17 protein-coding genes are annotated in these 13,423 nt (G+C 70.3%); 8 read left to right on the forward strand and 9 right to left on the reverse strand.

Translation table 11 applies throughout. The annotated features are described in order from the left end of the window. Nucleotides 1–104 precede the first annotated feature (104 nt). Nucleotides 105–1,316, forward strand: a complete 1,212-nt coding sequence (locus ACI79L_RS12445) for an acyl-CoA dehydrogenase family protein (protein ID WP_456937087.1) — start codon at nucleotides 105–107, stop codon at nucleotides 1,314–1,316. Between the two features lie 66 nt (nucleotides 1,317–1,382). Here the strand turns inward: ACI79L_RS12445 and ACI79L_RS12450 are convergent, their stop codons facing one another. Then, nucleotides 1,383–1,583 carry a hypothetical protein gene (locus ACI79L_RS12450; RefSeq protein ID WP_456927598.1) on the reverse strand — a complete coding sequence of 67 codons (201 nt, stop codon included), beginning with the start codon at nucleotides 1,581–1,583 and terminating at the stop codon, nucleotides 1,383–1,385. Nucleotides 1,584–1,652: 69 nt separating this feature from the next. Continuing rightward, a complete protein-coding gene (locus tag ACI79L_RS12455) occupies nucleotides 1,653–1,874 on the reverse strand; it encodes a hypothetical protein (RefSeq protein WP_456937088.1) in 222 nt (73 codons plus the stop codon). Nucleotides 1,875–1,975: 101 nt separating this feature from the next. Between ACI79L_RS12455 and ACI79L_RS12460 the strand changes: the two genes are divergently transcribed. Together ACI79L_RS12460 and ACI79L_RS12465 are read left to right on the forward strand one after the other, a co-directional pair. Beyond that, the gene (locus ACI79L_RS12460; RefSeq protein ID WP_456902916.1) at nucleotides 1,976–2,272 is read left to right on the forward strand and encodes an ArsR/SmtB family transcription factor; all 297 of its coding nucleotides are present in this window, start codon (nucleotides 1,976–1,978) and stop codon (nucleotides 2,270–2,272) included. Beyond that, a complete protein-coding gene (locus ACI79L_RS12465) occupies nucleotides 2,257–2,649 on the forward strand; it encodes a VOC family protein (protein WP_456937089.1) in 393 nt (130 codons plus the stop codon). Before ACI79L_RS12460 ends, ACI79L_RS12465 begins: the two co-directional genes overlap by 16 nt. Nucleotides 2,650–2,669: 20 nt before the next feature. Here ACI79L_RS12465 and ACI79L_RS12470 read toward each other — a convergent pair whose 3' ends face one another. Next, nucleotides 2,670–4,130 carry an LCP family protein gene (locus tag ACI79L_RS12470; protein WP_456937090.1) on the reverse strand — a complete coding sequence of 487 codons (1,461 nt, stop codon included), beginning with the start codon at nucleotides 4,128–4,130 and terminating at the stop codon, nucleotides 2,670–2,672. Nucleotides 4,131–4,561: 431 nt separating this feature from the next. Here ACI79L_RS12470 and ACI79L_RS12475 point away from each other — a divergent pair, with 431 nt between their 5' ends. Next, nucleotides 4,562–5,365 (forward strand): exodeoxyribonuclease III, encoded by an 804-nt coding sequence (locus ACI79L_RS12475; RefSeq protein WP_456937091.1) that lies wholly within the window; start codon nucleotides 4,562–4,564, stop codon nucleotides 5,363–5,365. On the opposite strand, the gene ACI79L_RS12480 is transcribed toward ACI79L_RS12475, so the two are convergent. After that, nucleotides 5,362–6,492 carry a tyrosine-type recombinase/integrase gene (locus tag ACI79L_RS12480; RefSeq protein ID WP_456937092.1) on the reverse strand — a complete coding sequence of 377 codons (1,131 nt, stop codon included), beginning with the start codon at nucleotides 6,490–6,492 and terminating at the stop codon, nucleotides 5,362–5,364. The two genes, ACI79L_RS12475 and ACI79L_RS12480, sit on opposite strands and share 4 nt — an antisense overlap. A 3-nt stretch (nucleotides 6,493–6,495) precedes the next feature. Continuing rightward, a complete protein-coding gene (locus ACI79L_RS12485) occupies nucleotides 6,496–6,870 on the reverse strand; it encodes a helix-turn-helix domain-containing protein (protein ID WP_456937093.1) in 375 nt (124 codons plus the stop codon). 88 nt (nucleotides 6,871–6,958) lie between these two features. Here ACI79L_RS12485 and ACI79L_RS12490 point away from each other — a divergent pair, with 88 nt between their 5' ends. The 3 genes from ACI79L_RS12490 to ACI79L_RS12500 all read left to right on the forward strand — a co-directional run bounded on the left by ACI79L_RS12490 (nucleotide 6,959) and on the right by ACI79L_RS12500 (nucleotide 8,464). After that, entirely contained in the window at nucleotides 6,959–7,234 is a 276-nt protein-coding gene (locus ACI79L_RS12490) for a helix-turn-helix domain-containing protein (protein ID WP_456937094.1), read from the forward strand. 156 nt (nucleotides 7,235–7,390) lie between these two features. After that, nucleotides 7,391–7,975, forward strand: coding sequence for a hypothetical protein (locus ACI79L_RS12495; RefSeq protein WP_456937095.1), 585 nt, complete (start codon nucleotides 7,391–7,393; stop codon nucleotides 7,973–7,975). Nucleotides 7,976–8,176: 201 nt separating this feature from the next. Then, entirely contained in the window at nucleotides 8,177–8,464 is a 288-nt protein-coding gene (locus ACI79L_RS12500; protein ID WP_456937096.1) for an HNH endonuclease, read from the forward strand. A 230-nt stretch (nucleotides 8,465–8,694) separates the two neighbouring features. Here ACI79L_RS12500 and ACI79L_RS12505 read toward each other — a convergent pair whose 3' ends face one another. Continuing rightward, entirely contained in the window at nucleotides 8,695–9,237 is a 543-nt protein-coding gene (locus ACI79L_RS12505; protein WP_456937097.1) for a hypothetical protein, read from the reverse strand. A 289-nt stretch (nucleotides 9,238–9,526) separates the two neighbouring features. On the opposite strand from ACI79L_RS12505, the gene ACI79L_RS12510 reads away from it, so the two are divergent. Then, nucleotides 9,527–9,817, forward strand: a complete 291-nt coding sequence (locus ACI79L_RS12510) for a hypothetical protein (protein ID WP_456937098.1) — start codon at nucleotides 9,527–9,529, stop codon at nucleotides 9,815–9,817. A 49-nt stretch (nucleotides 9,818–9,866) separates the two neighbouring features. Here the strand turns inward: ACI79L_RS12510 and ACI79L_RS12515 are convergent, their stop codons facing one another. From ACI79L_RS12515 to ACI79L_RS12525, 3 genes are all read right to left on the reverse strand, one after another. After that, the gene (locus ACI79L_RS12515) at nucleotides 9,867–11,057 is read right to left on the reverse strand and encodes a DNA cytosine methyltransferase (protein WP_456937099.1); all 1,191 of its coding nucleotides are present in this window, start codon (nucleotides 11,055–11,057) and stop codon (nucleotides 9,867–9,869) included. A gap of 96 nt (nucleotides 11,058–11,153) precedes the next feature. Next, nucleotides 11,154–11,615 carry a very short patch repair endonuclease gene (locus tag ACI79L_RS12520; RefSeq protein ID WP_456937100.1) on the reverse strand — a complete coding sequence of 154 codons (462 nt, stop codon included), beginning with the start codon at nucleotides 11,613–11,615 and terminating at the stop codon, nucleotides 11,154–11,156. Further along, nucleotides 11,612–13,168: a DEAD/DEAH box helicase family protein gene (locus ACI79L_RS12525; RefSeq protein ID WP_456937101.1), complete on the reverse strand. Its 1,557-nt coding sequence runs from the start codon at nucleotides 13,166–13,168 to the stop codon at nucleotides 11,612–11,614. The genes ACI79L_RS12520 and ACI79L_RS12525 overlap by 4 nt, the downstream gene beginning before the upstream one ends. Nucleotides 13,169–13,423: the final 255 nt, after the last annotated feature.

The raw sequence follows: 13,423 nt of genomic DNA on the forward strand, positions 1-13,423 counted from the left end.
GGGCCCCCGCCACGTGGCGGGGACCCGGCCCCCGCCGGCCCCGGACCCGGACGGCGCGCGACCCCGGTGCGACGCCGGTCACGCGGCGGGCTACCTTCCGACGCATGGACTTCGCCCTCTCCGCCCGAGCCGAGGACGTCTGCGGCCGGATGTGGGACTTCATGCGTGAGCAGGTCTTCCCCGCCGAGCCCGTGTACGAGGCGTGGCGCGCCGAGCGCGGCCACGACAACCACGAGCACCCGCCGGTGCTCGAGGAGCTGAAGAAGGAGGCCCGCACCCGCGGCCTCTGGAACCTCTTCCACCACGAGCTCGGGGGGCTGACCAACCTCGAGTACGCGTCGGTCGCCGAGATCATGGGCTGGTCGCCCACGATCGCCCCCGAGGCCACCAACTGCGGCGCCCCGGACACCGGCAACATGGAGACGCTGATGATGTTCGGGACGCCCGAACAGAAGCAGCGCTGGCTCGAGCCGCTGCTCGAGGGCGAGATCCGCTCGGCGTTCGCGATGACCGAGCCCGACGTCGCCTCCTCCGACGCCCGCAACATCCAGACGTCGATCGTCCGCGACGGCGACGAGTACGTGATCAACGGCCGCAAGTGGTGGACCAGCGGCGCCGCCGACGAGCGCTGCCAGATCTTCATCCTCATGGGCAAGACCGACCCCGACGGCGCCCCGCACCGGCAGCAGTCGATGGTCCTGGTGCCGCGCGACACCCCGGGCCTGGAGATCATCCGGCACCTGCCGGTGTTCGGGTACCAGGACCAGCACGGCCACTCCGAGATGCGGCTGACCGACGTCCGGGTGCCGGTGGGCAACATCCTCGCCGGTGAGGGCGACGGCTTCATGATCGCCCAGGCGCGGCTGGGCCCCGGCCGCATCCACCACTGCATGCGCGCCCTCGGCATGGCCGAGCGGGCGCTGGGGCTCATGGTCGACCGCGCGCAGAAGCGGGTCGCCTTCGGCCGGCCGCTGGCCGAGCAGGGCACGATCCGCGAGACCATCGCGCGCTCGCGCATGGAGATCGACCAGGCCCGGCTGCTCGTGCTGCGCACCGCCGACCTGATCGACAAGTACGGCGCCAAGGGCGCCCGCACCGAGATCGCCGCCATCAAGGTGATCGCGCCGAACGTCGCCTGCGACGTCATCGACCGGGCCATCCAGGTGCACGGCGGCGCCGGCGTCAGCAACGACACCGTGCTCGCCCGCTTCTACGCCTCGGCCCGCACGCTGCGCATCGCCGACGGCCCGGACGCGGTGCACCTGCGCTCGGTGGCCAAGGAGGAGCTCGCCCGCGAGCGTCCGTACGTGGGCTGAGGACAGCGGAACGCCGACGGGCCGGCACCCCTGCGGGGTGCCGGCCTGTCGCACGTCCTGGGCGGCTCAGGGGGACAGCGTCGTCCCGAAGCCCCCGGCGGCCAGCTTGGCGAGCAACTGGGTGCGGTCCAGGCCGACGCCGGACAGCGCGTCGGCGTCCCGGTCGGTGTCGATCTCGTCGGGCAACCGGCTCTCCACCGCGTCCGCGGTGTGGTGGTCGCCCTCGGTGCGCAGGATCTCGAGCAGGTGCCGCTTCTCCAGTTTCACGTGCGTCCTCCGTCCTGGGGCCCGCTGGGTCCCCCGGAGTGTGGTGCCGGTCACCCCGGCACCGCAACGTCAGCGCACCGAGCGCGACCGCCGCAGGAGGAAGGCGCCGACGGCGAGCAGGACGACGCCCACGAACAGCTGGGAGACGCCGACGCCGCCCCGGTCGCTGGCGAACCAGGTCGGCGAGGACAGCAGCAGCACCACCCCGATGCCGAGGACGAGCAGCGCCACCAGCCGCTCGCGCCGCGCCGTCGTCCCGCCGTCCCCGGGCCGTGCCGGTCCGCCGCCCATGTCGCCTCCGTTCCCGCCGGTCCCCGGACCGGCTCCCCACCCGAGCCAACCAGACGCCGCGACACTGGACAGGCAAGCGTGCACTTGCGTACCGTCCGGCCGTGGGCGACGTGTTCAGGGCCCTCGCCGATCCGACCCGGCGCGCACTGCTCGACGAGCTGCAGGACCGGGACGGCCAGACGCTGTTCGAGCTGTGCACCCGGCTGATCCAGCGGCACGGGGTGGGCTCGTCGCGCCAGGCCGTCTCCCAGCACCTCGAGGTCCTCGAGCAGGCGGGCCTGGTCCGGACCCGGCGGGAGGGTCGCTACAAGTTCCACCACCTGGACACCGCACCGCTGCGCGCCATCGTCGAGAGGTGGCGGCTGGACACGGAGGAGGGCCCGTGCGGATCACCCTGACCAGCGTGCTGGTCGACGACCAGGAGAAGGCGCTGCGCTTCTACACCGAGGTGCTCGGCTTCGTGAAGAAGACCGAGGTCCCGCTCGGCGAGCACCGCTGGCTGACCGTCGTCTCGCCCGAGGCGCCGGACGGCGTCGAGCTGGTCCTCGAGCCCGACGCCCACCCCGCGGCGCGGCCCTGGAAGGAGGCGCTGGTGGCCGACGGGATCCCGTACAACTCCTTCACCGTCGCCGACGTGCACGCCGAGACCGCGCGGCTCAAGGCCCTCGGCGTGCGGTTCACCCAGGAGCCCCTGCAGATGGGCCCGGTGACCACCGCCGTCCTCGACGACACCTGCGGCAACCTCGTCCAGATCGCGAGCGCCCCGGCGACCTGACGGCCGCCGGGGCCGTCCGTTCAGCCGTTGCGGCTCGGCGGCTCGCCGGCGTCCAGCGCGGCCTGCGCCTGCGCCCGGTTGAAGGCGCACGCGTCGTCGACCTCGGTGGCCGTGGGGGCACCCTCGGCGGGGGCGGGCGGCGTCCCGTTGGGCACCTCGGCGCCGGCGGCGCTGGTCCCCGGGGCCGGCGCAGGAGCGGACGTGCCGGCGGCGCCGGAGAGGGTGTCCTCCACGATCTGGCGCATCCGGTCGTAGTCCGGGTACGCCGGGTCGATCAGGCTGGTGTCGAACACGACGCTGCGGATCTCGGCGTCCTTGACCAGGAACGCGAGGTCGACGAAGTCGTCGAGCGCCGACCGCGGGATGTCGGTGCTGACGATGTCCTGCGTCGTCGCGGCCAGCTCCTGGTACTGCTCCAGCAGGGTGATGGGGTCGGCCTCGTCGACGATCGCCTTGATGGTGCAGCGCTGCCGGGCCATGCGGTCGTAGTCGCTGAGCCCGTACCGGCCGCGGGCGAACTGCAGGGCGAGGAACCCGTCGAGGTGCTGGTTCGGGCCCGGCGCGATGTAGTCGTCGGGCAGCTCCTCACCGGTGATGCCGTTGATCGGCACGTAGTAGTTGACGTTGACCGTGATGCCGCCCAGGGCGTCGACCAGCCGGCTGAACCCGTCGAGGTTGACCAGCACGAAGTAGTCGATGTGGAGGCCGAGCGCCTCACCGACGCCCAGCTTGAGGAAGTCCGCGCCGGGGTCGTCGGTGGGGCCCAGGACGTCGGGGTGCTGAGCGGGGCCGTTGCCGTAGACGGAGTTGAGCAGGCTCTCGCTCTCGCTGCCGGCGTCGAAGCCGTCGGGGTAGATCTCGGCGAGCGGGCTGTCGGCCGGGAAGGGCAGGTCCTCGAGGTTGCGCGGCAGGCTGAACAGCGTCGTCTCACCGGTCTCGGTCTCGACGCTGGCGACGATGACGGTGTCGGTGCGCACGCCCTCGCGGCCCTCGCCGCCGTCGCCGCCGAGGAGCAGGACGTTCACCCGGTCCTTGCTGCCGAACGGGTCGGGGGTGTCCTCGACGGTGGCCGACTCGCGGTCGTCGGCGAACAGGCCGTCGAGCAGGCCGCGCTGCGCCACCGCGACCTCCCCGACCCGGTAGGCCGGGTAGGCGATCCCCGCGACCAGGAGGGCCACCAGGACGGCGCCGACGACGTGCCGCGGGGCGGAGCTGTGCCGCGGCAGCAGCGACCGGTAGCCGGTGACGACGACGGCGACCCAGGCGACCGCGAGCACGACCAGCGCGGCGACGATCCAGGTCAGCGACGAGGAGTCGACCGCCAGCCGCACCGCGGTGCGCCGGCCGGCGGTGGCCAGCCAGACGCCGGCGGCGACGAGCAGCACGAACAGGACCAGGACGACCGCGCCCAGGCGGCGCCGCCCGGAGGCCAGGAACGCGGTCCCGGGGACGACGGCGTTCGCGGCGGTCAGGCCGAGCACTGCCGCGAGGGACCGCGACTCGCGCCGTTGCCGGCGGGGACGCCCACGGCGGGAGGCTCCCTCCTTCCCGGGCACCGGCGGGAGAGGCGGCGCGTCGCCGATCGGGCGGGTGACGTCGTCGCTCACGGACGCACCCGGGATGCACCCGGTCGGCTCGTCTCGCTCCCACGGGTCCTGGTCATCCGGCCATGATCCCACTCTCGGCTGGCGGTCACGGGCGTCTCCCTACCCCGGACAGACCCCGGGCACCCGAACGGGCGTGAGGTGCGTCTCCCCTGGTCACGCGGGGTGTCCGGACGGGCTCCGGCGGTGATCTCCGCACCCGGGACCCGGCGGCCGCCCATGGGACGGACGGCCCTCGTGCAGGGGCCCCGCCGCGAGCCTGCGAGCGGTGGGGGGGCAGGAGGGTCCTTTATCTAGGCTCGGGGACTGTGCGCCTCGCCACCTGGAACGTCAACTCCATCCGGACCCGGGTCGACCGAGTGACGGCCTGGCTGCAGCGCCGCGACGTCGACGTCCTGGCGCTGCAGGAGACCAAGTGCCGCGACGACCAGTTCCCCGAGGAGCGGTTCACCGAGCTCGGCTACGAGGTGGCGCACGTCGGCCACTCGCAGTGGAACGGCGTCGCCGTCGTCTCCCGGGTCGGGCTGGCCGACGTCGAGGTGGGCTTCCCCGGCATGCCGACGTGGGCGGCCAAGGAGGGCGTGGAGCCCGCCGCCGAGGCCCGGGCGCTGGGCGCCTCCTGCGGCGGCGTGCGGGTGTGGAGCCTGTACGTGCCCAACGGCCGGCAGCTCGGCGACCCGCACTACGACTACAAGCTCGAGTGGCTGGCCGCGCTGCGCACCGCGGCCGGCGGCTGGCTGGCCGCCGACCCGGCCGCGCAGGTCGCGCTGGTCGGCGACTGGAACATCGCCCCCCAGGACGACGACGTGTGGGACATGAGCGTCTTCACGCACTCGACCCACGTCTCGGTGCCCGAGCGGGAGGCGTTCCGCGCCGTCGTCGACGCCGGATACGCCGACGTCGTCCGGCCGCTGGCCCCCGGTCCCGGTGTCTACACGTACTGGGACTACACGCAGCTGCGCTTCCCCCGCCGCGAGGGGATGCGGATCGACTTCGTGCTCGGCACCCCGTCGCTGGCGGCCCGGGTAACGAAAGCCCTGATAGATCGAGAGGAGCGCAAGGGCAAGGGCGCCAGCGACCACGCCCCCGTGGTGGTCGAGCTGACGGACTAGCCGGACGATCGCCTCACTTGGGGCACATCCGGGGCACATGGGACATCGGCCGTGCCCCACGCAGCGTCGACGGCCCGCCGAGTGCGGTCCTCGCTGTCCGGCATCAGATGCCCGTAAGTGGACAGCACCAGAGCGGCGTCCTCGTGGCCCAGTCGCTCGGCCACGGCGATCACCGACTCCCCTGCCGCCAGCAGCACGCTCGCATAGTGGTGCCGAAGGTCATGGGAGGTCGTCCCCGCCGGCAGCCCGGCCGCCGCCACCGCCCGACCGATGAGCTGTCCGTAGTACGTGTGGCCCAGTGGCGTGCCCATCGCCGTGGTGAACACCGAGCCGTCCTCCCCCGGTGTGTGAATCGCCCAGTGGGCTGCCAGCGCGTCGAGGACGACCTGGGGGGCCGGGATGGTCCGCCTGCTGCGCGGGCTCTTCGGCTCAGTGCGGAACTTCGATCCCGATCCAGAGGTGAACTGCCACTCCACCCGCGCCGTCCGGCGCAGGAAGTCCACGTCCTCCGCGCGGAGCGCCAGCAGCTCGCCGATCCGCAGCCCAAGTCCTGCTTGCACGATGATCATGGTCCGATATCGATGGGGCATCGCACCGGCGAGCGCCTGCACCTGCTCGACGGTCAGTGGCACGACCCGCTCCCTGTCCGCGCGAGGAAGCTGGATGCGGATTACCGGCGAGGCCCCCACAAGCCGGTCGCGCACCGCCGCCGCGAAGATCGAGCGCAGCAGTACTACCAGGCTGCGCAGGGTGCTCGGAGCCAGCGCCTTCGCCCGGTCAGTGGCCCACGCCTGGACCTCGGATGGACGGACGTCAGCGAGCCGACGAGAGCCGAGCTTGGTCGCGGCTATGTGGTTGTCAATCAATCCCGCTGTCCGGCGTGCCGTCGTCGGGCGATGAGGTCGGGTCGCCGCCCAGTCCCGCGCGTACGCGGCGACCGTGATCCTGTTGTGGTGCTCGATGGAGATGCCGCGCACCCGGTCCGCCTCAAGCGTCGCCTTGAACGCTCGGGCCTCGGCGTATTGCCCCCTCAGGAACGTCTTCTTCCGCTGGGAGCCGTGGACATCGCGCCAACGGACGAGGTACTGCTCCTGGCCCCGATCCGTGCGCTTCTCGATGCTCGCCACAGCTCAGTCCTCCCTGTCCTCGTCGCCGAGCACCGCCCGCACGACTCGTTCGATCTCCGCCCGCAGCTCCGATCGGTTAATGGCAAATGGCTGCTCGACCTCGCGCCGTCGGCCGGTTGACACACGAACCTCGCCACTCGGCTCGACGGTCAGGAGCGCGGCAAGGTCGACGTCCAGCACCTGGGCGATGACGGCCGCCTCCGTGGCCTTCAAGACTCGCTGCGCCTGTTCCACCTTGGTGACCGTGTTCGACCGCCAACCGAAGCCGGCGGCCCGCATGGCTTCCGCGAGACCCTCCTGGGTCCACCCGCGCTCAGTCCGCAGCTCCTTCAACCGCCGTCCGAGCCGCTCCTCCCGGTCAGTCCCCGTACCCGTCACGGGACGGACGGTAGTACCAGGTTGGTAGTACCGTCAAAGACTGACACCGGCAGAAAGGTGTCATCGTCCAGCGGTAAGGACCGAGAAGTTGACTGAGCGTCTGTCGTCCGACGAGTGGCTGTCCTTGGAGCAGATCGCCGAGGAACTCGGCCTCCCGCTTCACACCCTCTATCAGCAGCGAACCAAGGGGACTGGGGTGCCCGGCTACCGGATCGGGAGGCATGTCCGTGTCCGCCGATCCGACCTGGAGGCGTGGCTCGAGCAGCGCCGCGACAGAGGGCGCGCGACCAACGCCGCCGACTCGGCCACCCGCCAGCGGAACGCCCGCGCGGCCGCCGTCGCAAGGAAGGCATCAGTGAGGTGACCACGCTGCCGTTCATCCCGTCACTGGACGGTCCCCCGTGACCGCCCCCCGGATGCACGCGAGCCGGCCACCCTCACAAGAGCCCACCCCACCGAGGGCGCTTCACGTGCTGATGCACACGGCAGCCCCGCCCTGCCGGCGGTCGAGGACGCCCCGGTGACCGATGCCCGGTTTCCCGAGCGCTGGCTGACGGATCGCCGGTTCCTGCGGCTGACGGCCGACGCCTTCCGGACGACCATGCACCTCTACGCCTGGTCCGTGAGCAACCGAACGGACGGGAGGATCGACCTCGCCGACCTGGCGCTGATCCCCCTCGCACGGCGCGAGGACCTGCGCGAGCTAGTCCAGCTCGGCATCGCTGCCTGGGACGGCCCCATCCTGACGCTGCTCGACTACCGCGACACGCAGAGCAGCAAGGAGGAGCTAGATGCGGCAGCCGAGGCACGTCGGAAGGCGAGGGACCGAAAGCGTAGGCAACGTGCCCGCGAGGCCACTACTTCTGAGGTTGTCACGCGTGACGTCACGCATGACAACGCAGGCCAGGCTAGGACAGGCCAGGCTAGGACAGGCCTGGCACCTACAGGAGCGGCTGACGAAGGCTGGCCTACGTTCCCCTCGCCCGGCTCGCCAGAGGCCCGCGCAGCCATCGAACGGCAGCGGCCGCCCGATGACCCGCCCCACCGGACGCCCTCTGCGGCCGGGCTACTTGCCCTACCCGGCTCAGACGCGGGGAAGGCCTAGCCGTACCGCGCCGACTGCTGGTGCCACACCGCCCAACCCGAGGGGCTGCGTCCGGCCGTCGTGCCGACGGCCTCCTGCCCCGACCGCCATCTGGTCATATCACCTGCCCGCCTTCCATGAAGCGGTCCCGTCGCGTGGGCTGGGGGCCGACTCTTGGTGCACTCCAGGGCCAGTCGACAACATCAACGAGCGGTTCGACTGGTGAGTGACCCCCGCAGTCATCGGCGGTACCGCGAGCTGCGGGACAACCTGGGCCGGAGCTGGCGGGCGCAGAATCGTCCGTGCTGGCACTGCCAGCAGCCGATCGAGTGGGACGCCCCGGCTGGCGACCCAGCCGCCTACGAGCTGGATCATGTGGTCCCGGTCAGCGCGCGCCCAGACCTGACGTTCGACCCGACCAACGGCCGGCCGAGTCACCGGAGGTGCAACGGGAGCCGGGGAAACAGACCGCCCCCGCTCGGACTCGGGAAGCCCTCGCGGCGCTGGTGAAGGACCTCCCCCTCGCTACCGGCGAACGGCCAAGTGCTCTCCGTCTCCAGCAGGTCGCGCTCGTGCAGTTGCGCCAGCTATCGCTGGTCGGCCGCAGCTTGAAGTCGCGCAGCGACATTTCACCCCTCCCGCTGGAATGGCAGGGGTAGCCCCGTCATCCTGAAGGCCACCCATGTGCAGGCGGAGACTCCTGCGAACAGGATCGGTTCACCCGGCCCTACATGCACGCGCTACGACGCGCTGATTGCATTGGACAACTCAAAGGCCCTTCGAGTTAGATCACGAATCCGATGCAGAGTTTCCACCATCCACTCCGGCGGCTCGTCCTGATCTAGAACCGTGAGCCGCTCCGTCTTGGGGTGGTGATGCTCCCAGCGGTCGCTGTACGGCCCTTCAGCGTCGTACCACCAAAGAACTGCATGGACGATCGCATCGCGCTCGTTGCGAGCGGGTTGAAATGCGCGCAGGAGCTCGTCGAAGCGCTCGTCAAGGCCTGCTGCCGCCCTAAGCGTCTGCCACATACGCTGAGAGCTCCTGATCACTTCACGCGGAGTCCCGTCAGTGCGTGTCAGAGCCAGAGCGACCTCGGTCATGTAGAACTCGAGCAGAACGGCTGCTGAGGCCACTTGACCCACCAGCGGATAAAACCACGAGGGCGGAGCGAGACTCTCTAGGTACTCCGCTTCCGCCGCAGCCTGCTCCTCAAGCTGCTCCAAGGACAGAGATTGAAGGGGATCATCGGGAGCCACAGGACCATGGTGCAGCAGGTACAAGGCTTCCTAGGTAGGTCGCTTAGGGACCGCTAGACCGAAGTGCCCCCTGCCCGACCGGGCAGCGTGCGAGGACCGGGGGGGCGGGCTCAGAACGTCACGCCCGTGAACAGGAGACTCCGCCGCTCGGTCGTCATCCCCCTCCCGGTATGGGGATTGGAACGTCTGACCCGACAGGTCACGTTCTGTCAGCGACAGCGAGTAGCTTGGCGCCCCCATGGCAGGAGGAACGCCGATGCCACCGCGCGCACCCATCGGGCTGGGACCCGCCGGCCGAAAGCTTTGGACCGACGTGACCAGCGCCAACGCGCTCGATCCCGCCCGGCTGATGCTGCTGCGGGAGGCCGCCCGGACCGCTGACGCCTGCGACGCCCTGCACGTTGACGCCGAGGACACCGAGGGGCCCGAGCGTCGTCGAATCCTGGCCGAGTTGCGTCAGCAGCGGCTCGCACTCGCCCGCCTGGTCGCCGCAACCCTGCCCGAAGGCACCGAAAGGGCTGACAACGGCACCGCGAACAGCCGTCTCGCGCAACTACGAGCGAACCACGCCCAGTTCCGCGCGCTCCAACAACGGCCGTCGTGACCGTGATCGACTGACCCGAGAAGGTCAGCGAACGCTGCTGCGCTTCGCGTCAGCTGGCGATGAGTTCAAGTCGGGTCTGGCGAGGTGCTGGTCGTGGCACCTCGACCTCCGCCAAGTCCAAGCGCTCGATCACGGCAGCGGCGACCTCGCGAGACAAGGCTGGCGGAACGGCGTTACCAATCATCGTCGCCAGGGCCGCCCTCTTGGTGACGAGCGAGAAGCTGAAGTAGTCAGGGAACCCTTGGATACGCGCGGCCTCATGTGCGGTCAGCGCGCGCGCCCGACTCGGGTGCATGTAGCGGCCCTGACCGATGCTGCCAAAGCCGCTGGTGATGGTCTGGGCAGGGCCACCCCACTTGAGGCGTCCATACATGGACTTGTAGCTGTGCTCGTCCTGATGACACGTCGGGCGCTGATCATTGGGCAAGTCATAGAGGTCGCGGTCGAGGAGGTACTGCATCCGGGCAGCATTAGTCGCACTCGCGCGAGGCGGTACGTCGTACCCCATCGGGTCGGCAATTACCTCAAGATCGCGGATGGCCCAATCCAGGTTGACCGTGGGAGCCGGCGTCCGCTCGACCAGTTCACGCAGCACCTCGTCCGGTTTGACGTCCGGAGAGAGGGCGGCGAGGAGGATGTGCCTGCGCCGAGTCTGCGCAACACCCAGGGCGTGCAGACCGATCGTTGCGGCCGCCACGGTGTAGCCGAGCGACTCCAGATGACGACGTGTGATCCCGACGACGTCGCCGCGGTCGTGCTGAACTGCGGGGACATTCTCGATCATCACGAATGGGGGGCGGAGCACTTCGGCAGCCCGAGCCATGCGGGCGTATAACGCGTTCTTGGGGTCGTTTCGGCGGGTGCGGTTGTTGAGGTCGCTGTGCCCCTGACACGGCGGGCCGCCGAGGAGGCCATCGACGCGTCCACAGAGCGCGACAGTCGCCTCTTCCGTCGCAGTCAGCTCGTGACCGAGCTCGCCATCGAAGTACTTCTCCACGGGATCGGTGACGACATGCGCCGCCGGAAAGTTGGCCTGGAAGACCCGGGTTGCGGACGCCTCAAAGTCGACAGCGAGGGGTACCTGCAATCCGAGCCCGGCACCATGAGCGGCTTGGGCGGCACCCAAGGTGAGTCCCCCGCAGCCCGCGAAGAGGTCCACGATGCGCAGGAACTGGCTCCCACCCTCGAAGTCCGGCCGCTTCGTCTCCCTCAGCGGGTGGTCGCTCTCCGAGTGTTGCACGAGGAGACGTTAACGAGAGGCACTCCCTAAACCAGTGAACCGGCCGCGGACTCGTTGGAACGGAACGTGAACCTGCTGGTCAACGCTGGTGTGAACTCAAGCTCCTTTAGGCTCGGTGCCTCCCAGGGCGGCCTGCACGCGCTCTGCTGCCTCCTCTGGACGCTCGTGCTCCCACACGCGGACCACCGTCCACCCAGCCTCCGCCAAGCGACGGTCGGTGTCGCGGTCGCGCTGTCGGTTGGCGGCCATCTTCTCGGCCCAGAAGGCGGCATTGGCCTTGGCGGTGGTGCCGTGCAGCGGGCAGGAGTGCCAGAAGCAGCCGTCCACGTAGACGGCCACCTTGCGGCGGGTGAACACAAGGTCCGCCCGTCGCCGGCATCCGGGGAACGGCGGATGATCGACGCGGAACCGCAGGCCCCGCGAGTGCAGCAGGCGACGCAGGGCCAACTCGGGTCCCGTGTCGCGCCGCCGGTTCGCCTGCATACGTCGGCGGGCCTCCGGCGAGGAGGCAGTAGGGCGGCCATGCGTGCCGCCTCCACCGCGCGAGCTACCTGTCATGACCGCAGATGGCGAAGGAGCGCGTCGAGGTCTGGTCGGCCGCGCATCGCCGCTCCGCTGGACTCCTCAATGGGGAGGGCTAGACGCCGCAGCGTCGGGTCGTTGAGGACCTCGTCCATCTTCTTGAGCTTGGCGGTCAGGGCCGTGTGGACATCCTCGTCGATGGTGTCACTGGCCAGGAGCACGGTGACGCGCGCGCGCGTGCCCTCGGGCATCCCGACCCGGTGGGTCCGATCGAGGGCCTGTAGGTACAGGCCGGCGTTGAAGGTGCGGTCGACATGAATCTGCGACTGGCAACTGCGGTGGAGGCTGACGCCCTCCCCGAGGGTCTGCGGCGTCGCGATCAGTACGCCGCAGTCCGCATCCTCGCGGAACCGGCGGAGCTCTCGTTCGCGGTCGGTCGCCGCGCCCGGATCTCGGAGTGGGAGGCGACCCGTCACGACCGCCGGTTCGTACGGTTCCAGCAGTTGGCTGAGGGCCTGGGTGTTTCCGATGAAGTTGGTCCAGACCAGCAGCTTCTGGCCGATCCGTGCGTGGGCGGCGGCCTCCTCGGCAACGGCGAGGAGCTTCGCTGGATGGGCGGCACTCCCCAGGTCGCTGAGGAGATCGGCCAGTGGGACGTCGGCCTCGGGCAGGCTCCGTGGCCAGCTCAGGACATCGGAGCGCTCATCGTCTCCGACAAGCAGCGTCGGATTCGACGCGCAGGCCAGGAGGCGCATGAGAGCCCGCTCAGCGAGGTCAGGCCGCACCTGCAGTGCGGCAGTCTCGCCTGCCAAGCCGGCGGCCACCGCGTCGTAGAGGCGCCGGTGTGAGCCATCCAGCGGCAGCGACCGGACCGTCACGGCGGCTGGCTCGAGGCCAAGTTCGTCCTTGGTAATCCGTACCCATGCCCGGTCGGCGTACGGCGTGTTGGGGCTGGCGAGCCGCTGCCCCTGGCCCGGGAAGGCTAGGTCCAGGACTGCGGCGAGGTCGTCCCGCCCGTTCGGCATCGGGGTCCCGGTCATGGACAGACGGACCGAGGCCAGGCTGGACAGATCACGAGCGCCTTGCCCGTGCAGTCCGTCGCTTCCGCGCTTTGCCCGATGGGCCTCATCGAATACGACCATCGCACGGTGGCCGGTCATCCACTCGTCCGCTGCCGCGCGGAAGGCTCCCGTCGCCGCGCGCTCGTAGTTCACGACCACGACGTCACTCCGTCGACGGGGGAGGCGGGGTGCCACCTCGACGTCAGGCCGCCGCCCAGGTGCGAAGCAGTCCCGAGCCTCCTCCTGCCACGCCTCGTAGGCGCTCTGGGGAGCGATGACCAGCAGCCGGTCCACCCGTCCCGCGTGACGCAGCAGCGAGAAGACGGCGTACGCCATCGTCGTCTTGCCGCTGCCCGGTACCGAGAAGTTGCCACCTCCAGCACCGCGCACCAGGGTCGCCACCGCCACCTGCTGCGCAGGTAGCAACCTGCGCACGAACCCGTCCTCGACCAACGGCGCCGTCAACTCTGCCGCCTCGGCGGGATCGACCGGTGGCTGGGACAAGACTCCGCTCACCGTGTCGGCCACCTCAGCTGCTGAGCTAGCTGAGCGGGCAGCCTCTCCAGTCCAGCTCCAAGGCCATCGCCCCGCGGGCCATGGCTGTCTGAGCACGTCGCTCAACGATGCAGCTCGCTCGATCGGGACCTCAAAGGACCGGTCGTCGATCGCGGTTGCACCCGTGAACATCACCAGCTCCTGGCCGAGTGTGCGCCAGGTCGGCGTCGGCATGTCGGAAGGGGCGATGACGTGGAGCACAGCGCCGAGGCGCTCGATGACGCCGGC

Source organism: Geodermatophilus sp. SYSU D00684 (genome assembly GCF_054050455.1).

What these genes read in the sequence shown, in the direction of transcription:
- ACI79L_RS12455 (WP_456937088.1), bottom strand. Translation starts at nt 1,874, where the DNA reads ATGGGCGGCGGACCGGCACGGCCCGGGGACGGCGGGACGACGGCGCGG.
- ACI79L_RS12445 (WP_456937087.1), top strand. Translation starts at nt 105, where the DNA reads ATGGACTTCGCCCTCTCCGCCCGAGCCGAGGACGTCTGCGGCCGGATG.
- ACI79L_RS12520 (WP_456937100.1), bottom strand. Translation starts at nt 11,615, where the DNA reads ATGACAGGTAGCTCGCGCGGTGGAGGCGGCACGCATGGCCGCCCTACT.